Raw genomic sequence first — 21,222 nt, forward strand, 5'->3', positions numbered from 1 at the left:
ACGGTCGCCGGTTCCCGGCACACCGGGATCAGCCCGCTGCGCGGTGGACGCGGGGGTCACGTCCGTCGGACCCCGGGGCGCAGGGCCGCCAAGCGGCGCTCGTACTCGTCTGTGTCGATCTCCCCGTGGGCCAGGCGTTCGTCGAGGATCTCCTCGGGCGTGGACCGGATGCGGTGGTGCTCCTGGGTGCGGTCCGGGCTCCGGACGAGCAGGAAGACCGCGGAGATCACCAGGGCCCAGAAGAGGATCATGCTGGCGGACATGGCGAACAAGCCCCATCCGCCGATGTCGTGGTCGTACCAGAACATCATCGCTGTTCACCCGCTTCGACGAGGGGACGCGAGCCCTGGCGCCCGCACCCGCGACATTCCTGCTTCACATCGTCGGCGCAGCGCACGTGCTGAGGGTGGGGCCGGATGGGGGCGTCCGCCGGGACGTTCGGGTACTGCTGCAGGCCGCTCACCCTGTCGCGGCGTGGGGCAACGGGCAGTATGGGGTCATGGGCCGTTCAGCCCCTGCAAGGGACCGTCGGCCCCTGCAGTGGCCCGGTCGGGCCGGGGAGGCTGGAGGCGTGGCCGCAACCGTGGCCTTCAGGAGGTGTGCGACGATGACCCGCCCGGTGATCGTGGGGTTGGACGGCTTCCCCGAAAGCCGCGCCGCCGCGGAGTGGGGGGCAGGGGAGGCCCAACTGCGCAAGGCGCCCTTGCGCTTGGTGCACGTGGAGGAGTGGCCCGTTCCCGCCGCGGTGGCACTGCCCGCTCTCGACCGCGAGGCACACCGCAGGTGGGCCGACGGGTTCCTGCGGGAGGCAGCCGAAGACGTCAGGCGACGCCACCCGGACCTGGACGTCACCACACGGCGGCTCGCCGGCCGGACGGCTGCCGCACTCGGCATCGAGGCGGCCGGCGGACAGTTGTTGGTCCTCGGCTCGCGTGGACTCGGCGCCGTCACGGGATTCCTGCTCGGCTCGATCGGGACGGCTACGATCGGAGTGACCGATACGCCGGTCGTCCTCGTCCGTGCCTCCCGGACTCCCGAGCCCGCCCAGGACACGGCGACGCCGTACAAAGACGTGATCGTGGGGGTGGACGTGCAGGAGACGGGTGACAGCGTCCTTGAGTTCGCCTTCGACGAGGCAGAACGGCGTGGTTGCGGTATCCGGGCGGTACACGGATGGACCTTGCCCTTCGCCTTCGGCTACGCACCCGTGCTCGACCCGGGCGTCGCGCAGGAGGTCGCCGACGTCGTGAGCCGCAGGCTCGGCGACGTGCTGCTGCCCTGGCGGCAGAGGTACCCCGGGGTGAAGGTCGAGGAAAGGGCTCTGGTCGGCGCTCCCGCCGAGCAGGTGCTGTACGAGTCTGCCGCCGGAGCGGACCTGATCGTCGTGGGGCGTCGCATCCGCCGTTCCCCGGTGGGCGGGCACCTGGGCCACGTGGCCCACGCCGTCATCCACCACGCGACGGTCCCGGTCGCCGTCGTCGCCCACGACTGATCCCAGCACGTACAGGAGGATTCCGTGAGCACAGCGTCCCTCGGCACGGACACCGTTGCCGCACTCGTCGAGGAGGCTGGGCTGGCTCCTTCGATGCACAACGCCCAGCCGTGGATGTTCCGCTACCTGAGCGACCGGGGCACGATGCAACTGCGCGGTGATCGAGGTCGATTGATGGAGAGGAGCGACCCGCAGAACCGCGCCCTGCACCTGGGGTGCGGTGCCGCTCTCTTCAACCTGCGGGTGGCTGCCGCCCGCATCGGCAGGGAAGCGGCCACTTCGTTGCTGCCGGCCCCCGACGATCCCTGGCTCCTCGCGGAGGTGCGTCTCGATCCGGCCGCACGGCGTGATGTCGATCTCGCGGCCCTGCACCCCGCCATCCGACGTCGTCACACCAGCCGACACCCCTTCACGGGTGAGCCGGTCCCCGAAGCCGTGCTGAACGAGCTGCGAGAAGCAGCCCTGCTGGAGGGAGCGCGGCTGCACGTGCCCGACGACTGGCATCTGCAGGAGCTCCTGAACCTCACCCACGACGCGCAGAGGCGCGAGGCCCTCCACCCCGAAGTGCTCGAGGAGCTGGCCCGCTGGACCCGCACGAGTCCCGAGGACACCACGACCCAGGGGGAAGGCATTCCCGCGAGGGCGTTCGGCCCCCGGCAACACGATGTCACCGCTCCCGTACGGGATTTCTCCGCCGGACGACCGGTCCCCGGACGTGACACGGCCACGTTCGAGCAGCAGCCCTGCCTCGTCCTGCTGGGCACCGCCAACGACGGCCCTGAGGACTGGTTGCGAGCCGGCCAGGCGATGGAGCGCGTCCTGCTCCGGGCCACCCTGGACGGGCTGGCCTGCTCCCTGACGTCACAGGCGTTGGAGTGGCCGGAGCTGCGCTGGGTGGTGCGGGACCCGCTATCGGCGATGGGATTCGTCCAGATGGTGATCCGGGTCGGCTACGGGCCCGCGGGACACTCGACGCCGCGGCGGCCGGTCAGGGACGTGCTCGAGATCGTGTGAATGCGCGCGGGCCGCACCGCCGGCGGAATCGGCCCGCGGACTCGGTCCGCCCGGTGCCGCTGCTCGGGGTACGTGCGCCGACCGTCTCCCGGCAGTGACCCGCCGAACGCATCACGAGATGGTCCGGCAAGCAAGCTCCCCGTCGACGTCGGAGTCGACGTCGGACCGCCCGTCGACGTCGGACCGCGCACCGGACCGCGCACCGGACCGCGTCAGGACCCCCTCCGGTCTTCGGCGGGTGCGGTGCGGGCGGTCTTCGGTGGGGGCGGGCCCGACGCGGGGCCGTCGGCGACCCTACGGAGACCGCTCCCTGACTGCTTTGCGGCGCCTGGTCCTGCCCTCCCGCTCCCCGGCGCTCGACGAGTCGTCGAAGAGGTAGCCCAATCTGTCGTTGACGCCGACGACACCATCGGTCTGCCGGGCCATCGTGACGGCGACGAGAATGTCGCTGAGCCGCTCCAGCTGGCCCTCCAACGTGACGACGCCGTCCGACACCTTCACCGTGATCTTGCCGGGCGGCAGCCACAGGGTTCGTGCGAAGAGGTCCTCGACGATCTCCCTCTTGATCTCCGCATCAGGTCGCAGGAACACCTGGAGCAGGTCACGGCGCGTCACGATGCCGACCAGCCGTCCTTGGCCGTCGACCACGGGCAGACGTTCCACTCCGTGTCCGGCCATGGTGCGTGCGGCCCCGGCCACCGTCTCGTCGACGTCGACCGTGATCGCCGGGCGGGTCATCAGCTCACGTGCCGTCGCCTCCGAAGGGTCCGGTGCGCCGCCGGTCGCCGTACCGGGATCGGGTTCCCAGTGCGGCGCATTGCCCGGCTGCCGGAACACCAGGTCGCTCTCGGAGACCACGCCCAGAACCCTGAGCCCGGAGTCGACGACGGGCACGCCGCTGATCCGGTGCTCGGAGAGCAGCACGGCGATTTCCTTGAAGGACGTCTGTGGCGCCACCGAGACCACGTCCCGCACCATGAGATGGCCGATCGTGTTGTGCCTCATCACGGCTCCTTCCGACCCCGGAGTCGGCCCTGACTCCGGCGGACCCTGCCGCCGCAATCCACGCTCGGACGGTTCTCCGCGCGGCACAAGGTCCTGATGGGGGCGTCGTACGGGGCCGATCGGCCCCGTACGCAACGCGATGCCCAGGTGGCGCACCGCCCGGCGCGACCACCCCCCGCCCGCCACGGACGACGGACGGGCCGGGGCGCATCCGTCACCCACACGCTTCGGGGGAACGGCGGCCGATCACGGCCCTCCGACGCCTAGGATGCGGTTCTGTGGCAGGAATTCCCGATGAATTGATCAGACTGGAACGCGCCGCTGAAGTCGAGCGCGCGAAGTTGGCGGGGCTCAAGGAGGAGGAGTTCGAGGCACAGCGTCAGGTGTGGCGCGTGGCCGACGATGCGTTCCACACCGCCGTCGCGCAGTACGCGGCGCGCAGGGACGTGGCGATGTCCAGGGAGGACATCGAGCGCGAAGTGAGGAACGCCGCCCGGCGAGCGGACGGGGACCCCGCCGTCGAGTAGTGGTTCCGGTTCGGCCGGCGGGGCGCGACGAGCGGTGCGTCAGCCCGCGACCCCGCCCCGGACGCCACCCTGCTGGATGTCCAGGTCGAGGAAGTGCGCCGAGCAGGAGATGCACGGGTCGTGGTTCCGGATGATCCGTTCGCACAACCGTGTGAGTTCTGGCTCGTCCACGGCACCGCGGGCCAGTTCGGCCTGGACGGCACGGCGCACGTCGTCCTCGATCGCTCCCTGGTTCTGAGCGGTCGGGGGGACCAAGCACGCCTCGGTGATGAGGCCTTCGCCGTCGAGCGCGTAGCGGTGGTAGAGCAGTCCGCGAGGAGCTTCGGTCGCACCGTGCCCGACCGCAGCCCGAGGAGCCACGTCCTCATGGGCCCGTGGCGGCGGCTCGTAGGCTTCGATGATCCGGAGGGACTCCTCCACCGCGTACAGGACTTCGACGGCCCGGACGACGATGCTTCGGTACGGGTTCGTGGAGTGCACGTCCGGACGGCTTCCGGGGGCGCGGGGGAGCAGCGGTGGATCGCCCAGACCTGCCTCCCGCGCCGCCTCGAGGGCCGTCGGGGAGAGCAAGTGGCCACTGATGGCGTAGCGGGCGAGGCAGCCGGTGAGGTGCCGGCGGCCGTCCAGCCTGGAGTGGAGCGCGGTGGAGTGCGGGACCTGCTCCTCGACGACGTGCTCGGAGAAGGCGCGGACGGGAAACCGGCGCGGCGCTCCCGTTCCACCCGCCGGGAGAACCGTGGGTACGCCGGACTCGATGGCGTACGTGTCGGGCTCGGCGAGAGCGAGAAGGTCGGCGTCGCACGCGGCATCGGGGAAGTCGAATCCGGAGACCCAGCGCACGGTGTCCCAGGCGTCGTCCAGGGCGATGCGCAGGCGCTCCGCCAGGGGGCGGAGCTCGGCGCGGGTGGGCGTACGGTGGAATCCGCCGAGGCGGACGTTGACGGGGTGGATCGACCGTCCACCGAGCAGTTCGATCACCGCGTTGCCCGCCTGCTTGAGCCGCAGCCCGCGCTGCACGTGGGCGACGTGCGCACGGGACATCTCGAACACGTCGCCGTAGCCGAGGAAGTCGGGGGCGTGCAGGAGGTGGATGTGCAGGGTCTGGCTCTCGATCCACTCGCCGCAGTACAGCAGGCGGCGCAGAGCGGCGAGTTGGCCGTCGACCACCGTCCCGCAGGCGTCCTCGACGGCGCGGCAGGCACTCAGCTGGTAGGCCACCGGGCAGATGCCGCAGATGCGGGACGTGAGGTCGGGAGGTTCCCCGTGGGTGCGGCCCCGCAGGAAGGCCTCGAAGAACCGCGGCGGTTCATAGATCTTCAGCTGGGCCCGGATGACGGTGTCCCCCTCGACCACCAGGTGCAGTGCGGCCTCGCCCTCGACACGGGCGAGTGCCGGGACGTGCAGCGTATGTGCGACGGCACCGGACTCGGTCACGGCAGGTCGTCCTCCTCCTCGGCGTCCTCCACGGCGGCGAAGGCGGTGACGTTGAAGGTGCGTAGGTACCTCCGCACGTCCCCGGTGCCCATGCCGTCACGGTGCATGAGCGGGACGAGCGCCGGGAGGTTGGTGGTCGCCGCCGGGCCGAAGCATCCGTAGCAGCCCCGTCCGTAGGCCGGGCAGATGGCCCCGCAACCCGCATGGGTGACGGGGCCCAGACACGGCGTGCCGTGCGCGACGGTGACGCACACGGTGCCGCGGCGCTTGCAGGAGAAGCAGACGCTGTGGTTCGGGATGCCGGGCTTGCGTCCGGCGAGGAAGGCGGTGATGACCTCGAGGAGCTGCGATCGGTCGATGGGACAGCCGCGCAGCTCGAAGTCGACGGGTACGTGTGCGGAGATCGGGGTCGAGGTGGCGAGGGTCGCGATGTAGTCGGGGCGGGCGTAGACGGCCTGGAGGTACTCGGTGACGTCGGCGTAGTTGCGCAGCGCCTGGACACCTCCGGCCGTGGCACAGGCGCCGATGGTGACCAGGTGACGTGACCCGGCGCGGATGCGCCGGATCCTCTCCGCGTCCTCGGCGGTGGTGACCGAGCCTTCGACGAGGGCCAGGTCGTACGGTCCGGGTCCGACGTGGCTCGACGCCTCCAGGAAGTGGGCGACGTCGATCCCCCCGGCGATGGCCAGGAGTTCGTCCTCGCAGTCGAGGAGGGTGAGCTGACAGCCGTCACAGGAGGCGAACTTGAACACGCCGAGTCGGGGGCGGTCGGGCTCTCGGGCCTGCGCGGGCCCACTCATGTCACAGCTCCCTTACGGCGAGGAGGGGTTCGGCCACGTCATGGCCGACGACGGGGCCGTCACGGCACAGCAGCAGCGGCCCGAGCTGGCAGTGCCCGCAGTGACCGGTGGCACAGCGCATGTTGCGTTCCAGGGAGACCCGGATGCGGCCGGCTCGTACACCGCGGTGGATCAGCACTCGGGCGGTCGCGCGGATCATGACCTCGGGGCCGCAGACGAACGCGGTGGTGCGGGCCGGTGCGAACCGGGCCTCGTCGATCAACGAGGTGACCACCCCGACCCGCCCGGTCCAGCCGCCGGTGGGCCGGTCGACCGTGACGGCGCAGAACGGCTGTCTCCAGTCGGGGAACTCGCCCCCGTACAGCAGGTCGTCCGGAGTGCGGGCACCGGCGAGGACGTTCACGCGCCCGTAGACCTGCGGCTCGGCCAGGACGGCGTGGACCAGCGGGCGGAGCGGGGCGAGGCCGATTCCGCCACCGAGGACGAGGAGGTCGTGGCCGCGGGCCGCTGCCGCGTTCCAGCCGGTGCCGAAGGGGCCGCGTACACCGACGGACGAGCCCGTCGGCAGATCGCACAGCGCCCGGGACACGGCACCCACCGCCCGGATCGTATGGGAGAGCCGTTCGCCGGCCATGCCGGAGACCGAGACGGGGATCTCGCCGACGCCGAAGGCGTACACCATGGCGAACTGGCCCGGCGCGAAGGCGTGCAGGGCCTCTCCGACCGGTTCCAGCTCGAGCGTGACCGTGTCGGCCGTCTCGGGCCGGCGGCCCACCAGACGATAGGGGAGAGGGACCGTGGTCATGCGGGAGGTCCGCCTTCCCGAGGCCCGTACAGGTCGAGCAGTCGGGTGCGCGTGGCGCGCAGCCGCTCCCCGATCGTCTCGGCGACCAGGGTCACCAGCGCCAGACCGAACGCCGGATGGGCGGCGCACGCATCGCGGACCGCAGGGGCGTCGAACTCCCAGGCGGTGACGGTACTTCTGGTCTCCGCACCGAGATGCCACTGCCGCGGAGGACACAGCCACGACCAGCCGAGGAGGTGCCCGGCGCCGATCGTCTCCACGACGGCGCGACCGCGCCCCGGGACGTCGACGTCCAGGGCGACGCTGCCGGAGCGGATGACCCAGAAGCGGTCGGCCCGCTCGCCCTCCTCGAAGAGCCGGGTGGACGCCGGGCGGCTCACTTCGTGCGCGAGCGCCATCAACCGTCCCCGGTGTTCCACCGACAGTGCGGCGAGCATCCCCGCCCCGGGGTCATCCGCCGGCGATGTCACCGCGGCTCCTCCTCGCCCTGGCCTCGTCGTGCAGGGCGTGCGCCTCCTCGGTCAGGTCGATGCCGGTCGGGCACCAGACGATGCAGCGTCCACACCCGACGCAGCCCGAACTGTCGAACTGGTCGTGCCACGTGCCCAGCTTGTGGGTGAGCCACTGGCGGTACCGGCTGCGTGGCGAGGCCCGGACCGGTCCGGTGTGCAGGCTTGAGAAGTCCAGGTCGTAGCAGGAGTCCCAGCGTCGCCAGCGTTCGGCGTGGTCGCCGGTCAGGTCGGTGACGTCCTCGGTGGTCGTGCAGAAGCACGTCGGGCAGACCATGGTGCAGTTGCCGCAGCTCAGGCAGCGGGAGGTGACGTCGTCCCAGCGTTCGGCCTCCAGGTTGTCGCGCATCAGCGTGCGCAGGTCGACCGGTGGCATGGACCGGCCCATGCGGTCGGCGGCCCGGCGCACCGACCCGGCTGCGGCCGTGCGCGTGGCGTCGTCCGCGCTTCGGCGCGGGAGCTCCGCCAGCACGGCGGTCCCTTCCTCGCTTCCGCTCCTGCACAGGAAGCGGTGGCCCCCGGCGTCCAGTACCTCGGTGAGCGCGAGGTCGTACCCGGCGTCCACTCCCGGTCCGGCGCCCATGGACACGCAGAAGCAGGTCGCTCCCGGCTCCGTGCACTCGACGGCGATCAGGAAGGCCCCGTTGCGGCGGGACCGGTAGGCCGGATCCGGATACCTGCCTCCGGTCATCACCCGGTCGAGGATCCGGATGGCCCGTAGATCGCAGGGCCTGACTCCGAGAAAGGCGTAGGAGACGTCCCGCGGTACGTCCTCGCGCACCGACAGGTCGCCGCCGGGTGCGCGGTCCGCGGTCCACTGCCTGACACGCTCGGGATGCAGGAACGACTTCCAGGACTGTGGCCCGGCACTGTGCGCGAAGACAGCCGTGTCCTCCCGCCGTCGGATCCGGTACCGGCCCGCCTCCAGCTCGACTCCCCAGCCGTGTGGCAGTTCGTCGGCGGAGTCCAGTTCGGCGAGCACGATCGCACCGTCCCGCACGGTGGGACCGACCACGGTGCGGCCGTGGCGCTTGAGGACGCTCACCAACGCGTCAAGACCGTCGCGGCCGAGGGCGACCGTGGTGTTCAGCCCGTCGGCACCCGCTCCGTCATCCAGGGAATCCGCCATGCTCGGTCCTTGATCTCGGCCCCCCGAAAGACGCCGGCGCCCGCTGGGACCCACGGCGCCAGCGGCACCCGAGGGCCGCTGCACCACCGGCCACGGACAGGGTGTCAGATGTCCGGTCCCGGCGTTCGGTGCTGCTCCGGCGTGTCGACCCGCTGCTCAGCCTCTGTTCCGCCAGGCGATGTCCGCGTTGAGCGCGGTGGCGAAGGCGCACCACGCGGCGTACGGCAGCAGGGCCGCCGCCGCGGTCCTGTCCGCTCCTGCAACGCGGCGGATGAGCACGACGTTGCTGACGTCGAGCGCCAAGGTCGCCAGCAGTCCGGCGGGAGGGCTCTGCCTGCGGAAGAAGAACCACGTCCACGCCCCGTTCGTGATCAGGTTCACCCCGACGGCCGTGGCGAGCGCCCGCCGATCGGGCCGCCGTGCCCCGCTCAGCGCCCGCCCCGTCGCCCACGCGAGGGACACGTACAACGGCGTCCAGACCAGACCGAACACGTGCGGCGGTGGTTGCCAACGGGGCTTGGCCAGAGCCCGGTACCACGGGCTGTCCGCGTCGACCGCCACGGACCCCGCGACCGCCGCTGCCGCGGTGGCCGTGGCCGTGGCCGGGTACGCCCACCATGGGCCCGAAGCCCACCCCGTCCCTTTCCTGCGTTGCTCCATGGTGTACCTGTTACCCCCGGAACGCGGTCCAACGGGCCCGGCGCTCCGCGCCGGTGCGCCGAGGTGGGCCGTTCGGCCCCGGCGGGGGCCCCTCGGCCTCTGCTGCTGTAGCCGCCCGCCGGTGAAGCTGGAGACGGACCGGACCCCGTGGGGGGTTCGACCGAGGAGGTGCACGCGGATGTCCCGTCCTGTGACCGTCGGAGTGGACGGCTCCCCCGAGAGCAACGCCGCCGCGGAGTGGGCCGCGCGAGAGGCGGTCCTGCGGGAAGCACCGTTGCACCTCGTGCACGTGGAGGAACGATGGCCGATGGTGACCGGTGCGATGCCTCCGGTCGATCCCGCCGACCACCAGCGGTGGACCGAGGCACTCCTCGACGAGGCCGCCGCCAGGGTGCGGGAGAGCCGTCCCGGTCTGGAGGTGTCGGTGTGCCGACGGGTCGGCCGGCCGGCCGGTGCCCTCGCCGTGGAGGCGGCCGGTGCGCAGCTGCTGGTCCTCGGTTCACGAGGGCGCGGCAGGGTCGAGCAGTTCTTCGTGGGTTCCGTGGGCACGGCCACGATCGGCCTGACCGACACGCCGGTCGTGCTGGTGCGCGCCGTGGACGGTCCGGACGGGGAAACGGACCGCGACATCGTCGTCGGGGTGGACGTCCACGAGACGTCTGACGCGATCCTGGCGTTCGCCTTCAACGAGGCGGCACGGCGCGGGTGCGGAGTACGGGCGGTCCACGGATGGACGCTGCCCTTCGCCTTCAGCTACGCCCCCCAGCTCGACCACGGTGTCCAGAAGGAAGTGGCCGATGACATCGCCGAAGCGGTGGCGGGGGTGCTCGGGCCGTGGCGGCGGCGGTATCCCGCGGTCAGGACCGTGGAAAGGATCCTCGTCGGGGCTCCTGCCGAGCAGGTCCTCGCCGAAGCTCCCGGCGCCGGCCTGGTGGTCGTCGGCCGCCGCATCCGCCGCTCTCCGGTGGGCGGACACCTCGGTCACGTCGCCCATGCGGTGCTGCACCACGTGACCTCTCCGGTCGCGATCATCGCCCACGACTGAGCGTGACCTTGCCGTGACCTTGCGGGGAAAGCCGTCACCGGCCGGGCAGTCGGAACCAGCGCTGTTCGCCGGCGGGCACGGTGACGCGTCGGCCCCCCGGCAGGATCACCCTGAGTGGGCTTCGCCTCTCCGCGGGCACGCTGATGCCCACCCTTCCCGGGCGGGTCGTGACGCGAATCCCTCGATGCCCACGGAAGCACAGTGTGAAGGAGAAACGCGCGAGCTCGTCCAGCGGCACCGGATCCAGCGTCAGTCCGCCGGGGCCGGCCTCGAGGCCGGTGATCCCCCGCTGGACGAGGTCGACGGTGCCGGCCATCGCTCCGAGGTGGACCCCTTCGCCCGTGGTGCCTCCCTGGATGTCTGCGACATCGCTGAGCAGGGCTTCTTCGCAGTAGCGCCACGCGTCGGCACCTTGCAGTCTGGTCAGGACCCAGCCGTGCACGAGACTGCTCAGGGTCGAGCCGTGGCTGGTGCGCTCCGCGTAGTAGCCGACGGTGTGGCGCCACAGGTCGTCGTCGAGGCGGTGGCCGAGGCGCTCGAAGAGTCCCGCGAGTTCGGCCGGCGGGAACAGGTAGCCGAGCATCAGCGTGTCGGCCTGTTTGGACGCCTTGTACCTGTTGACCGTGTCCCCCTCGGCTTCCAGGATGCGGTCGAGACGACGGATGTCGCCGTACCGGTTCCGGTAGCCGTCCCAGTCGAGTTCAGCCAGCTCGCCGTACCCGTGGAACTGGCTGATCACCCCGTCGTGGAAGGGCACGTGAAGGCCCCGGGAGACGGCGTCCCAGCGGTCGAGCGCCGCGCAGTCCAGTGAGAAGCGCTCCCGCAACTCGTCCCTGCGCGCGGGCAGCAGCCGGTCGAACAGGTCACGGGCCCGGGCGAGGACCCAGGCAGCGGTGACGTTGGTGTAGGTGTTGTCGTCCACGCCCGCGTCCGGGGCGCCGGGGTAGGCGTCGTGGTACTCGTCCGGGCCGACGACGCCCCTGATGCGGTAGCGGCCGAGGTCCGTGTCGTACGAGGCCGCCCCCGCCCAGTAGCACGCGATCCCCAACAGCAGATCCGCTCCCGGTCCGTGGAGGAATCCGTTGTCGCCGGTGGCCTCGCCGTATCGCCAGACGTTGTAGGCGATCGCGGACCCCACGTGCCGCTGCAAGTGGCTGTGGTCCGGCAGCCAGTGGCCTGAGCGGGGATTCAGGTGGAACTCCTGGGTCTCCTCACGCCCGCTGCCGGCGCTCTGCCAGGGGAACATCGCCCCCTGCCGCCCTGCTGCTGCCGCCGCCGCGGTCGCCTGCGGCAGGCGGCGGTGGCGATAGCTCAGCAGCGCCCGTGCCACCTCGGGGAAGTGCAGTGTGAGGTAGGGCAGGACGAACAACTCGTCCCAGAAGACGTGACCGCGGTAGGCCTCACCGTGCAGTCCCCGCGCCGGCACTCCGACGTCGAGGTCCGTGGTGTGCGGCGACAGCGTCTGGAGCACGTGGAACAGGTGCAGGCGCAGGATCCGGCCGGCGTCGCCGGGAACATCCAGCTCGGCCTGGCTCCACAGGCGCGACCAGGCAGCGCGGTGCGTTGCCAGCAGGCCGGCGAAGTTGGCGGCGCCGGCCGCGAGGTCGACGGCGGCACGAAGCGGGTCGTCAGCGGGTCTGTCCAGCGACGTGTGCAGCGCGACCGTCTTCACCACGGTCACCGGCCTGCCGCGGGCGATCGGCAGGGTGTACCTCTCCGCCGCGGCGGACCTGGTGAGGCGCCTGCGGCCCTCAGCCGAAGGGTGCACCGCGGTCCGCAAGGCCATGCCGATCCGCACGCCGGAATCGGCGGTGCCGCACGTCAGCCACAGGATGCCGTCCCGCTCCGTGCCGACCCGGTGCCCGGTCAGGTGACGGCCGTTCAGCTCGCGGTAGCGGTCGACCCCGGCATTGACGACGTCGCCGTCGAGCCCGGATTCCACCTCGACCAGACCGCTCCAGCCGTGGGCGCGAAGCGTCGTCCGCTGGGCGCCCAGATGCGGCTCGGCCATGTGCACGAAGCGGGTGTGGGTGACGCCGAGGCGGCGTCCCCGGGCGTCCTGGAACAGCATCTGCCGGACGAGGACCCCGTCGTGCAGGTCGAGCGTCAGCCGGTAGTGCCGCAGGCTGGGGTGGTCGGGGGTGAGCCAGTCGCCTGCGGGACCGTCGCTCGGGAGGCACCGGTACCGCAGGGGCAGCCAGTTGGGCAGGTTGACCAGGTCCTCGTTCCACACGCGGCGGCCCCCCACCGTGGACGCCACCCGGTCGTAGCAGCCGGCCACGTAGGTGCCGGGATAGTGGACGGTCCCGGGGCCGCCTTCCGACACCGCGCCCCGGGTGGCGAAGTAGCCGTTGCCCAGGGTGCACAGGGCCTCGCGCAGGCGTTCCTGTTCGGGGTCGTACCCGTCGTACACCCACGTCCATTCCGTGGTCACTGCCGTGCGCCCCCTCGTCAGCCGTGCGCCGGCACCGCGGTCGCCAGGGAGCTGGGTGAAAGGGCCGCCCCTCCTCGCGGCCGAGGAGGATCCGGTCGACGCGCGGCCGGCCACCCGCCCGGCGTCCTCACTCCCCACCCCTGCTCCACGGGCTGACGATCCGTCGGCCGGTGATGCGGGAGGGAGTGATGGCGACCCACAGGTCCCGCTCCCCTCCCGCCCAGGGGGACGACGGCGCCTCGGCTTCCAGCCGCCGGATGAGCGACTCGTCGGTGACGGCCCGCGCCGTGCCCACCGCCAGCACGCTCCAACCCTGGCTGAAGACGTCGTCGATCCTGTCCACCTCGAAGGCCACTTCGCTGCCGGCGGCGAAGGCGGGGACCGTGCCGAGCGCCGTGCGGAAGGCGATCTCACCTTCACAGGTCTGGTAGTTCACCGGTACCACGGCGGGCCCTTCTGGTGTGAGCACCCCGATCCTGCCCACACCGTGCGTGGACAGCAGGTCCCGGCACTCGGCCTCGTCGAGTTCGGCCAGTCCGGTGTCACGGAGGGCCATGCCGCGGCCGGGGGGCTGGTCCGCCGTCCCGCCGGACAATTCATCGACGGTCGTCTCCAGGGCGGCGGCGATCCTGCGCAGGGTCGCCGCGTCCGGTGCGGCCGGTCGCTCCTCCAGGTACTGGATGTACGTCGTCGCCGCCCCGGCACGCGCCGCCACGTCCTCGGTGCTCAGTCCCAGGTCCTCGCGACGGGCGGCGAGCCGCCGCCCGAAGTCCGTGCGGGGGCGGTGCGGAAGTGGCTGCGGCGAAGGGCGGGGGGGTTCACTCGGCATCTGTCTCTCACCTCTGTTCGTGCTGCTCGGGCGGCCGTGCCACGGCGTCGTGCCGGGGCCCGGCGAGCACCACTTTCAGGGCACCCGTGCCGGCGGCACGGGAGAACACGCCGTACGCCTCCGCCATCTGCGCCGGCTCGGAGCGGTCGTGACCGGCGCGGCGGCGGGCGGCTCGCCCGCTCCCCGCCAGCGTGACGGCAGGGGGGTGCGGCACCGGCCGCACCGGCTGACGCGGCCGAAGCGGCACCGGCCGCACGCAGCGCGTCGCGGCTCCCTTCCCTGCCAGCGTGTCTCCGGCAACGGCACGACGCTTGGGCCGTACGGCCCTCCGGCGGTGCCTCCCGGCCCCATCCGGAACCGCGTGTGGGGTGCCAAGGTGAGGGAATGGGCGCGGACGTGCCGGCCGGTGCACCGTGCGCCGGCACCACCGGTCGACGAGCGCCCGAGCGGCCGGCCCCGGCCGCGACGCCCGACTCGAGATCGGCGCGACTCAGGAGGACGCCGCCATGGTCTCCACCCCGTACACCGTCGGCGACGTGATGACGCGGACCGTCGTGGCCGTGGAACGCGAAGCGCCGTTCAAGGAGATCGTCGCCGCCATGGAGCAGTGGAAGGTCACGGCGGTGCCGGTCGTCGAGGGCGAGGGCCGCGTGGTGGGTGTGGTGTCGGAAGCGGACCTGCTGCCCAAGGAGGAGTTCCGCGACACCGAGCCCGGTCTCATCGAGGAGATGCGGAACCTGGGCGACACGGCGAAGGCCGGCGCGGTGCGGGCCGGGGACCTCATGACCACTCCTGCGGTCACCATCCGCGCGGACGCACCACTCCCGCAGGCCGCCCGTACGATGATCCGCCAACGGATCAAAAGGCTACCCGTGGTCGACGCCGATGGAACCCTCCAGGGGATCCTCAGCCGTGCCGACCTCCTCAAGGTCTTCCTCCGCCCCGACGACGACCTGGCCGACGAGGTCCGGCGTGAAGTGGTCGACCGTCTGTTCCCCGTCTCCCGACACGGCGTGCGTGTCGACGTCACCGACGGGGTGGTCACCCTCACCGGCACCGTCCGCGACGGCACCCTCATACCCGTTGCGGCACGCCTCGCCCACGCGGTTGACGGCGTCGTCGAGGTGAAGTGCCTCCTCACCTGCCCGCAGGAGCAATGACATCCGCGGTGCCGGGCGACCGGCGACGCCCGCCGAGCGACGCCCGTGCGGACCCGGCCGTCCCGTGCGCCCGGAGCACCAGGGCGACCGGGAGCAGCAAGACGAGCCGGGGCGACAGGGCGCCCCACGAAGGCGACGGGGGCGGGGCAGCACGGTACACAACGACAAGGTGACGGGGCGACAGGGGCGATGGGCACAACGGCGGCCCACGCGTCACCGAGCCCGGCCCGCCGGGACGGCACGTCCGCCGACACGGTCGACGGCCTCCCGGCCGCCCGTCTCAAGTGCCGCACGACCGGCCTCCAACCGTGCGACGGGGACTCGGAAGGGCGAGCACGAGACGTAGTCGAGTCCGACATCGTGGAAGAAGTGCACCGAGGAAGGGTCGCCGCCGTGCTCGCCGCACACGCCGATCTGCAGCCCGGGTCGAGCTGCGCGGCCTTCGGCCACGGCGATGCGCACCAGCCGGCCCACGCCCTCGCGGTCGATCGTCTCGAACGGAGAGACGGGGAAGACGCCCTTGTCGAGGTAGGCGGAGAAGAAGGCGGCCTCGACGTCGTCGCGCGAGAACCCCCAGGTGGTTTGGGTCAGGTCGTTGGTGCCGAACGAGAAGAACCGGGCTTCTTCGGCGATCCTGCCCGCGGTCAGGGCGGCCCTCGGCAGTTCGATCATCGTTCCGACCGGGCATTCCAGGGCCACGCCCGTCTCCGTGGAGACCGCGGTCAGCACGCGGTCCACCTCCTGCTTCACCAACCGCAGTTCCTCCACCGTGTCGACGAGCGGAACCATGATCTCGGCCCGGGGATCCCCGCCGGCCCGGCTGCGGGTCACGACGGCCTCCGCAACGGCCCGTACCTGCATGGCGACCAGCCCCGGTACGACCAGACCGAGCCGGACGCCGCGCAGTCCGAGCATCGGGTTCTCCTCGTGCATGCGGCTGACTGCGGCCAGCAGAGCGGTGTCGCGCGGGTCGGGCGCCGCGCCGAGGGCCTCCTGCCGGGCCGTCCGCACGGCCAGTTCCGTCCGGTCGGGCAGGAATTCGTGCAGTGGCGGGTCCAGGAGCCGGATGGTCACGGGGAGTCCGTCCATCGCCTCGAGGATGCCGGTGAAGTCCGCGCGCTGCAGGGGCAGCAGCGCCCCGAGCGCGGCATCGCGGTCGGCCGCGCCCTCCGCCAGGATCATGGCTTCGACCAGGGGACGTCGGTCACCGAGGAACATGTGCTCCGTACGGCACAGCCCGATCCCCTGGGCGCCGAAGCGCCGGGCCCGTGCCGCGTCCTGTGGCGTGTCGGCGTTCGCTCGCACCTCCAACCGCCGTGCGGCATCGGCTTCCTGCAGGATCCGGTGCACGGGCAGCACGGCCTCCTGAGCGGCGGGGTCGTCCGGCAGCCGTCCGCCCCGGTCGAAGTAGTGCACGAGTTCGGAGTCGACCATGGGCACCGCTCCCCTGAGGACCAGCCCCCGGGAGCCGTCCACGGAGACCACGGTGCCTTCAGGGACCGTCAGACGGCCGGCCGTGAAACAGCGTGTCCGCCCGTCCACCACGACGCCTTCCGCCCCACACACGCAGACCTTTCCCATGCCCCGGGCCACGACCGCTGCATGGCTGGTCTTTCCCCCGTGGCTGGTGAGCACGGCCTGTGCGGCGACCATCCCGGGCAGGTCGTCGGCCGTGGTCTCGTTCCGCACGAGGACCACCTTCTCGCCCGCGCCGGCCCTGCGGACCGCCTCTGCCGAGTCGAAGACGACCGCTCCCACGGCCGCCCCCGGAGAGGCGGGGATTCCCCGGGCGATCACGGTGTCGGTACCGGTCGTGTCGAACCGGGGGAACATGAGCTGCGCGAGTCCCGCACCGTCGACCCTGCCCAGGGCCTGCCGGATCGTGATCACGCCTTCGTCGGCCAGCTGCGAGGCGATGCCGAAGGCGGCCTGGGCGGTGCGCTTGCCCACGCGTGTCTGGAGCATCCAGAGCCGACCGCCCTCGATCGTGAACTCGATGTCACACAGGTCGCGGTAGTGGGTCTCCAGTGCGGCCATGTGCTCGTGGAGTTGGGTGAACGAAGTCGGATCCAGCGTCGCCAGCTCCTGGAGCGGCACGGTGTTGCGCACCCCGGACACGACGTCCTCGCCCTGGGCGCTGGGCAGGTAGTCGCCGTAGACACCGGGGCGGCCGGTGGCCGGGTCGCGGGTGAAGGCGACGCCGCTCCCAGAGTCCGGTCCGAGGTTGCCGAAGACCATCCTCTGAACGGTGACCGCCGTGCCCAGGTCGTCCGCGATGCGTTCGCGGCGTCGGTAGAGCCGGGCGCGTTCACCGTTCCACGAGGCGAACACGGCGAGCACCGCTCCCCACAGTTGCTCGGCGGGGTCCTGGGGGAATGCGCGCCCCGTCCGTTCGAGGATCAGGTCCTTGAAGGACTCCGTGATCCGGATCAGGTCGGGGACGTCCAGCGTGCTGTCGTCCGGTGCGTGGTGCTGCTCCTTCACGCCAGTCAGCGATGCCTCGAACAACGAGCCGTCCACGCCCATCACCGTGGTGCCGTACATCTGCACGAGCCGCCGGTAGGAGTCCCAGGCGAACCGTTCTCTCTCGTGCGTCTTGCCGAGTCCGAGCACCGAGTAGTCGTTCAGGCCGACGTCCAGGACGGTCTCCATCATCCCCGGCATCGACACGCTCGCCCCGGACCTGACCGAGACGAGCAGGGGGTCGTCCGCCTGCCCCAGACGCCTTCCGGCACCGCGCTCGAGGACGGCCAGGTGGTCGCGGATCTGGTCCCTCAGCTCCGTCGGGGGTTCACCGCTGGCCAGGAAGACCCGACAGGCTTCCGTGGTGACCGTGAACCCGGGGGGGACCGGCAGACCCATGCGCGTCATCTCCGCGAGGTTCGCGCCCTTGTTCCCGAGGAGACCGACCATGTCCCTGCCGCCTTCGGCGAAGTCGTACACGTAGGTGCTCATCTGTCCCGTCCCGTGGTCGTGGGCCGGCCTCCTTCTCCGCACGGGGCGTGCGGCCGCCCGCTGTCTCCACGCTGACCCGCGGCCGGTCCCGGAGGAGAGGGGCCATTCGTCCCTGCGGCGCGGCGTACGGCCCCGAAGGGGGATCGGACCTCCCGAGGTCGGCGCAGGCGCGTCGGCCCGGACCGGGTGCACGGCACGGGGAGGGACGCCGTCCCCACCTGGGCGGTGCGCGGCCGGGCAGCCCGCGCCGCGGTGGTGGTCCCCGGCTCGGCCCACCGCCCCGATGGGGCTGTCCTGCTGCCGAGAGGGACCGATCGGACCTTGGGGCGGGGTCCCTGTTCGCGAAAGATTGTGCGAAGAGTCCCTCCGAACGAGGAGGAAGCCATGAACGAGCGCGTGAACCCTGCGTCCGGCGCGGACGCACCGCGCGTCGTGCGCGAGGGGAGTCGCGCCGACGTACCCCAAGGGCAGCACACGCTTCCGCGGTACCTCGGAGCCGTGGCGACGGCGTTCGCCCGGCAAGCGGCTACGGGGAAGGCGGCCGCCCCGGGGCAGCAGGGTCCGCCGGGCTCCGACACCGAGACGACCCCCCTGCTGGTCCGTGACGTCATGGACCGCTCCACCGCATCGGTGAGCGGCGACGACTCCTTCCTGGCGATCGCCCAGGCCCTCGTCGACGCGGGCGTCGGCTCGTTGCCCGTGACCGACGCGCACGGTCAGGTCATGGGAGTGGTGTCCGAATCCGATCTGCTGGCGAAGGCCGCCGTCGAGGCATCGGGCCACGAACCCGGTGTCCGGGGGCCTCTGGTGCGCCGGCGGCTGCACGACAGTGCACGTGCCCGGACGGCGGAAGACCTGATGACCTCGCCGGCGATCACGGTGCACCCCGAGGCGACCGTCGCCGAGGCGGCGTGGCTCGCCTCGCTCTCCCGCCTCAAGAGACTGCCCGTGTCGGACCGGGAGGGGCGCCTGGTCGGCGTCGTGAGGCGGAACGTCCTGCTGGGCGCCCTGGTGAGGGACGACGCAGGGATCAGGGAGGAGATCGAGTCCCGGATCCTCGCCGGGGAGTTCCCCGGTGCCCGGGACTCGGTCTCGGTCACCGTGCGCAACGGGGCGGTCGTTGTGAGCGGACGGTTGGATCCGGGCGAGGCGCAGCGGCTCCTCGCCCGGATCGGGCGAGTGGCCGACGTGACGGACGTGGTGGACCACCTCACGTCGGCATGACGGCGCGAGGCGCACATCGCTGGTAGGGCGTCGCCCACGGCCTGCGGTGGGCGGGGCGCGACGGCAACGGGTGCTCCGGAGCATCGCGGAGCCGAGACCGGCGAGGCCGTAGGGGCCGCCCCGTTGGGCCGCTCGGCCCAACGGCAGGGACGGGACGCCTCATGACGGGCGGCTCGGTACCACCGACCGTGGAGAGGACGCGGAAGGCGGGACACGGTACCGCCGGTGCCGCGATCGATACAGGGAGGCCCCCATGGCGCAGGAACTTTCCGGACGGAGGCCCCCCGGAGCGTCACGGGACGGTCTCTGGCACCACGTCCTCCGCGCCGCCGGCCGGGAACCGCGGGCCCTGAGCCGTCCTTTCGACCGAGCCCGCAGCCGCCTGGTCGTGGAGTTCGCGCTCTCCGTGCTGGTGGCACTGTCCCTGGCGGTGGCGGCAGCATGGACGACCTGGAACGGCGAGGGACGTCGCGCGCTCGTCGAGAGGCAGCAACGCCACCCGGTGACTGCGGTCACCGTGAGCACGGCGGAAACCCGGGCGAGTGCCACGCGTTCCGGGGTCGCTCAGGAAGCCGTGGCCCGGGCGACGTGGCACTTCCGGGGGACGGCGCACCGGGACGCGCTGAGCGTCCCCATGGGCACTGAGGCCGGCAGTGTCGTTCCCATCTGGGTGGACGCGGACGGCCGGCGCGTCCCCAGGCCGCGGGGAACCGCTGACGTGGCCGCCGCATCGGGGGTCGCAGGCGTTTCCGTCCTCATCGGCCTCTCCGCCGCTTCCCTCGGCGTGTTCAGCATCCGGGGACGCCGGCTCGAACGGCGCACCCTGGAGGCGTGGGATGCGGAATGGGCGATGGTGGAGCCGTACTGGTCCGGACGCCGAGGAAGGTGAAGGTCCCACCGTCGGCAGGGGTACGCCTCCGTGGGGCAGGGGCAGGGGCAGGGGCAGGGGCAGGGGCCGTAAGACAGCGGTAGTCGTGGTGATGAGCCCCAGCGGACCGGCGCCACCCGACCTCGACCGAGCCGCCATCTCGCCGCAGAGGGGAAGGGAACCCCATGGCGGGGCCGATCAAGAAGGACACGGGGATGGGAGCAAGAAGGACACGGGGATGGGAGCGGACGCGCACGGTGCGGAGGAATGGCGGGGGCCCGCCCCTCGGCATCCGCAGGGGCCGCCCCCTCGGCGTCCGCACGCAGGGGCAGCGGCCCGGCCGCTTTCCCCGCTCCTCCTCCGACGCCTTCATTGCTCCGCTGCCCCTACTTCGCCGGCAGGTCCTGCGAGGCAGGCCCGGACGCCGTGATCGGAGCGTCGGCGGTGCGAGCAGTGAGGCGGTCGGTCACCGACACGACGCCGTCCATCTGCTCGACCAGCCGCCGCAGGACCAGGATCTCCTTCTGCTCCTGCAGTACTCCCGCCAAGGTGACCGCTCCGTCGAGGACATGGACGTCGACGGCGTCGGGTGCCAGACCCAGGGTGTCCACCAGCACTTCCTCGATCACGCGGCGTCGGATCTCCCGGTCGGGGCGCAGGAACACCGTGAGGAGATCGCGCCGGGTGACGATGCCCACGAGACGGCCCTCCTCGTCGACCACCGGGAGTCGCTCCACCCCCTGGCGCAGCATCGTGCGGGCGGCCTCCGCCACCGTGTCGTCGGCGTGCACGGTAACGGCTGGCACGGACATCAGCTGTTGCGCGGTGGGCGCATCCCCACTGCCGCCGACCGGTAGCACCCGGCGGTCGGGACGGGCTCCGGTACGGCCGGACCCTCCGGCCGACACCTGGTGCACCAGAAGATCGGTCTCCGAGATGACCCCGACCACGCGGTCTTCCTCGTCCACGACCGGCACCCCGCTGATGTCGTGCTCGGCGAGCTGCTTGGCGACGTCCTTGAACGGCGTTGCGGGGACGACCGATACGACGTCTCCCGACATCAGGTTGCCGACCTCGCTGTGCTTCATCTCCGTACCTCCCTTTGCTCTGCTGCCGGGCCGCTCCGCCGCGGCGCGCGCCATCCGCACGACGCACGATCGGCCCCTTGCCATGCATCCGGGAGGACCGTGGGCCCTCGGTCGAGGAGCGGCGAGGGAGCGACCGGGCTCGGGGGGGGGGGGGGGGGGGCTGGGATTTCCCCCCCTCCCTCCCCCCCTCCCCCATGATTTTTCCCTCCTCCCCCCCCCCCCCCCCCCCACCCCCCCCCCCCAC

At 72.0% G+C, this 21,222-nt stretch carries 20 protein-coding genes; 7 read left to right on the plus strand and 13 right to left on the minus strand.

Features of this window, described 5'->3' with window-relative positions:
* Positions 1 to 56: 56 nt before the first annotated feature.
* Entirely contained in the window at positions 57 to 311 is a 255-nt protein-coding gene (locus ACFXOM_RS24765; protein WP_385039315.1) for an SHOCT domain-containing protein, read from the minus strand.
* 296 nt (positions 312 to 607) lie between these two features.
* Between ACFXOM_RS24765 and ACFXOM_RS24770 the strand changes: the two genes are divergently transcribed.
* The gene (locus ACFXOM_RS24770) at positions 608 to 1,492 is read left to right on the plus strand and encodes a universal stress protein (RefSeq protein ID WP_384937782.1); all 885 of its coding nucleotides are present in this window, start codon (positions 608 to 610) and stop codon (positions 1,490 to 1,492) included.
* A gap of 24 nt (positions 1,493 to 1,516) precedes the next feature.
* Positions 1,517 to 2,506, plus strand: coding sequence for an Acg family FMN-binding oxidoreductase (locus ACFXOM_RS24775; protein WP_384944662.1), 990 nt, complete (start codon positions 1,517 to 1,519; stop codon positions 2,504 to 2,506).
* A gap of 294 nt (positions 2,507 to 2,800) precedes the next feature.
* Here the strand turns inward: ACFXOM_RS24775 and ACFXOM_RS24780 are convergent, their stop codons facing one another.
* Positions 2,801 to 3,511, minus strand: coding sequence for a CBS domain-containing protein (locus ACFXOM_RS24780; RefSeq protein ID WP_384937778.1), 711 nt, complete (start codon positions 3,509 to 3,511; stop codon positions 2,801 to 2,803).
* Between the two features lie 278 nt (positions 3,512 to 3,789).
* Between ACFXOM_RS24780 and ACFXOM_RS24785 the strand changes: the two genes are divergently transcribed.
* Positions 3,790 to 4,038, plus strand: coding sequence for a hypothetical protein (locus ACFXOM_RS24785; RefSeq protein ID WP_384937775.1), 249 nt, complete (start codon positions 3,790 to 3,792; stop codon positions 4,036 to 4,038).
* Between the two features lie 39 nt (positions 4,039 to 4,077).
* Here the strand turns inward: ACFXOM_RS24785 and ACFXOM_RS24790 are convergent, their stop codons facing one another.
* The 6 genes from ACFXOM_RS24790 to ACFXOM_RS24815 all read right to left on the minus strand — a co-directional run bounded on the left by ACFXOM_RS24790 (position 4,078) and on the right by ACFXOM_RS24815 (position 9,375).
* Positions 4,078 to 5,472, minus strand: a complete 1,395-nt coding sequence (locus ACFXOM_RS24790; RefSeq protein WP_384944660.1) for a Ni/Fe hydrogenase subunit alpha — start codon at positions 5,470 to 5,472, stop codon at positions 4,078 to 4,080.
* Positions 5,469 to 6,272, minus strand: coding sequence for an oxidoreductase (locus ACFXOM_RS24795; protein ID WP_384937769.1), 804 nt, complete (start codon positions 6,270 to 6,272; stop codon positions 5,469 to 5,471). The genes ACFXOM_RS24790 and ACFXOM_RS24795 overlap by 4 nt, the downstream gene beginning before the upstream one ends.
* Before the next feature lies 1 nt (position 6,273).
* Positions 6,274 to 7,077: an FAD/NAD(P)-binding protein gene (locus ACFXOM_RS24800; protein ID WP_385039317.1), complete on the minus strand. Its 804-nt coding sequence runs from the start codon at positions 7,075 to 7,077 to the stop codon at positions 6,274 to 6,276.
* On the minus strand, positions 7,074 to 7,514 hold the full coding sequence (locus ACFXOM_RS24805) for a cyclic nucleotide-binding domain-containing protein (RefSeq protein WP_384937873.1): 441 nt from the start codon (positions 7,512 to 7,514) through the stop codon (positions 7,074 to 7,076). Before ACFXOM_RS24805 ends, ACFXOM_RS24800 begins: the two co-directional genes overlap by 4 nt.
* 13 nt (positions 7,515 to 7,527) lie before the next feature.
* Positions 7,528 to 8,715 carry a 4Fe-4S dicluster domain-containing protein gene (locus ACFXOM_RS24810; protein ID WP_384937764.1) on the minus strand — a complete coding sequence of 396 codons (1,188 nt, stop codon included), beginning with the start codon at positions 8,713 to 8,715 and terminating at the stop codon, positions 7,528 to 7,530.
* A gap of 156 nt (positions 8,716 to 8,871) precedes the next feature.
* Positions 8,872 to 9,375, minus strand: a complete 504-nt coding sequence (locus tag ACFXOM_RS24815) for a TspO/MBR family protein (RefSeq protein WP_384944656.1) — start codon at positions 9,373 to 9,375, stop codon at positions 8,872 to 8,874.
* 178 nt (positions 9,376 to 9,553) lie between these two features.
* Here ACFXOM_RS24815 and ACFXOM_RS24820 point away from each other — a divergent pair, with 178 nt between their 5' ends.
* Positions 9,554 to 10,420: a universal stress protein gene (locus ACFXOM_RS24820; RefSeq protein ID WP_384937758.1), complete on the plus strand. Its 867-nt coding sequence runs from the start codon at positions 9,554 to 9,556 to the stop codon at positions 10,418 to 10,420.
* 34 nt (positions 10,421 to 10,454) lie between these two features.
* On the opposite strand, the gene ACFXOM_RS24825 is transcribed toward ACFXOM_RS24820, so the two are convergent.
* The 3 genes from ACFXOM_RS24825 to ACFXOM_RS24835 form a co-directional block, all read right to left on the minus strand.
* Positions 10,455 to 12,854 carry a glycoside hydrolase family 65 protein gene (locus ACFXOM_RS24825; protein ID WP_385039319.1) on the minus strand — a complete coding sequence of 800 codons (2,400 nt, stop codon included), beginning with the start codon at positions 12,852 to 12,854 and terminating at the stop codon, positions 10,455 to 10,457.
* A gap of 127 nt (positions 12,855 to 12,981) precedes the next feature.
* The gene (locus ACFXOM_RS24830; RefSeq protein ID WP_384937753.1) at positions 12,982 to 13,683 is read right to left on the minus strand and encodes a helix-turn-helix domain-containing protein; all 702 of its coding nucleotides are present in this window, start codon (positions 13,681 to 13,683) and stop codon (positions 12,982 to 12,984) included.
* 7 nt (positions 13,684 to 13,690) lie between these two features.
* The gene (locus ACFXOM_RS24835) at positions 13,691 to 13,897 is read right to left on the minus strand and encodes a hypothetical protein (protein ID WP_385039322.1); all 207 of its coding nucleotides are present in this window, start codon (positions 13,895 to 13,897) and stop codon (positions 13,691 to 13,693) included.
* A gap of 292 nt (positions 13,898 to 14,189) precedes the next feature.
* Here ACFXOM_RS24835 and ACFXOM_RS24840 point away from each other — a divergent pair, with 292 nt between their 5' ends.
* Complete coding sequence (locus ACFXOM_RS24840) at positions 14,190 to 14,843, plus strand: CBS domain-containing protein (protein ID WP_385039325.1); 654 nt, start codon at positions 14,190 to 14,192, stop codon at positions 14,841 to 14,843.
* A gap of 213 nt (positions 14,844 to 15,056) precedes the next feature.
* On the opposite strand, the gene ppdK is transcribed toward ACFXOM_RS24840, so the two are convergent.
* Positions 15,057 to 17,798 (minus strand): pyruvate, phosphate dikinase, encoded by a 2,742-nt coding sequence (ppdK, locus tag ACFXOM_RS24845; protein WP_385039328.1) that lies wholly within the window; start codon positions 17,796 to 17,798, stop codon positions 15,057 to 15,059.
* A 384-nt stretch (positions 17,799 to 18,182) separates the two neighbouring features.
* Between ppdK and ACFXOM_RS24850 the strand changes: the two genes are divergently transcribed.
* Together ACFXOM_RS24850 and ACFXOM_RS24855 are read left to right on the plus strand one after the other, a co-directional pair.
* Positions 18,183 to 19,022: a CBS domain-containing protein gene (locus ACFXOM_RS24850; RefSeq protein ID WP_384944649.1), complete on the plus strand. Its 840-nt coding sequence runs from the start codon at positions 18,183 to 18,185 to the stop codon at positions 19,020 to 19,022.
* Positions 19,023 to 19,275: 253 nt separating this feature from the next.
* Positions 19,276 to 19,911, plus strand: coding sequence for a hypothetical protein (locus ACFXOM_RS24855; RefSeq protein ID WP_385039330.1), 636 nt, complete (start codon positions 19,276 to 19,278; stop codon positions 19,909 to 19,911).
* 365 nt (positions 19,912 to 20,276) lie between these two features.
* On the opposite strand, the gene ACFXOM_RS24860 is transcribed toward ACFXOM_RS24855, so the two are convergent.
* Entirely contained in the window at positions 20,277 to 20,978 is a 702-nt protein-coding gene (locus tag ACFXOM_RS24860) for a CBS domain-containing protein (RefSeq protein ID WP_384937740.1), read from the minus strand.
* Positions 20,979 to 21,222: the final 244 nt, after the last annotated feature.

The sequence above is a fragment of the Streptomyces sp. NPDC059169 genome, assembly GCF_042755225.1.
Lineage (GTDB): Bacteria > Actinomycetota > Actinomycetes > Streptomycetales > Streptomycetaceae > Streptomyces.

What these genes read in the sequence shown, in the direction of transcription:
- ACFXOM_RS24800 (WP_385039317.1), bottom strand. Translation starts at nt 7,077, where the DNA reads ATGACCACGGTCCCTCTCCCCTATCGTCTGGTGGGCCGCCGGCCCGAG.
- ppdK (WP_385039328.1), bottom strand. Translation starts at nt 17,798, where the DNA reads ATGAGCACCTACGTGTACGACTTCGCCGAAGGCGGCAGGGACATGGTC.
- ACFXOM_RS24770 (WP_384937782.1), top strand. Translation starts at nt 608, where the DNA reads ATGACCCGCCCGGTGATCGTGGGGTTGGACGGCTTCCCCGAAAGCCGC.
- ACFXOM_RS24855 (WP_385039330.1), top strand. Translation starts at nt 19,276, where the DNA reads ATGGCGCAGGAACTTTCCGGACGGAGGCCCCCCGGAGCGTCACGGGAC.
- ACFXOM_RS24840 (WP_385039325.1), top strand. Translation starts at nt 14,190, where the DNA reads ATGGTCTCCACCCCGTACACCGTCGGCGACGTGATGACGCGGACCGTC.
- ACFXOM_RS24765 (WP_385039315.1), bottom strand. Translation starts at nt 311, where the DNA reads ATGATGTTCTGGTACGACCACGACATCGGCGGATGGGGCTTGTTCGCC.
- ACFXOM_RS24860 (WP_384937740.1), bottom strand. Translation starts at nt 20,978, where the DNA reads ATGAAGCACAGCGAGGTCGGCAACCTGATGTCGGGAGACGTCGTATCG.
- ACFXOM_RS24810 (WP_384937764.1), bottom strand. Translation starts at nt 8,715, where the DNA reads ATGGCGGATTCCCTGGATGACGGAGCGGGTGCCGACGGGCTGAACACC.
- ACFXOM_RS24805 (WP_384937873.1), bottom strand. Translation starts at nt 7,514, where the DNA reads ATGCTCGCCGCACTGTCGGTGGAACACCGGGGACGGTTGATGGCGCTC.
- ACFXOM_RS24795 (WP_384937769.1), bottom strand. Translation starts at nt 6,272, where the DNA reads ATGAGTGGGCCCGCGCAGGCCCGAGAGCCCGACCGCCCCCGACTCGGC.
- ACFXOM_RS24820 (WP_384937758.1), top strand. Translation starts at nt 9,554, where the DNA reads ATGTCCCGTCCTGTGACCGTCGGAGTGGACGGCTCCCCCGAGAGCAAC.
- ACFXOM_RS24830 (WP_384937753.1), bottom strand. Translation starts at nt 13,683, where the DNA reads ATGCCGAGTGAACCCCCCCGCCCTTCGCCGCAGCCACTTCCGCACCGC.
- ACFXOM_RS24850 (WP_384944649.1), top strand. Translation starts at nt 18,183, where the DNA reads ATGAACGAGCGCGTGAACCCTGCGTCCGGCGCGGACGCACCGCGCGTC.
- ACFXOM_RS24780 (WP_384937778.1), bottom strand. Translation starts at nt 3,511, where the DNA reads ATGAGGCACAACACGATCGGCCATCTCATGGTGCGGGACGTGGTCTCG.
- ACFXOM_RS24815 (WP_384944656.1), bottom strand. Translation starts at nt 9,375, where the DNA reads ATGGAGCAACGCAGGAAAGGGACGGGGTGGGCTTCGGGCCCATGGTGG.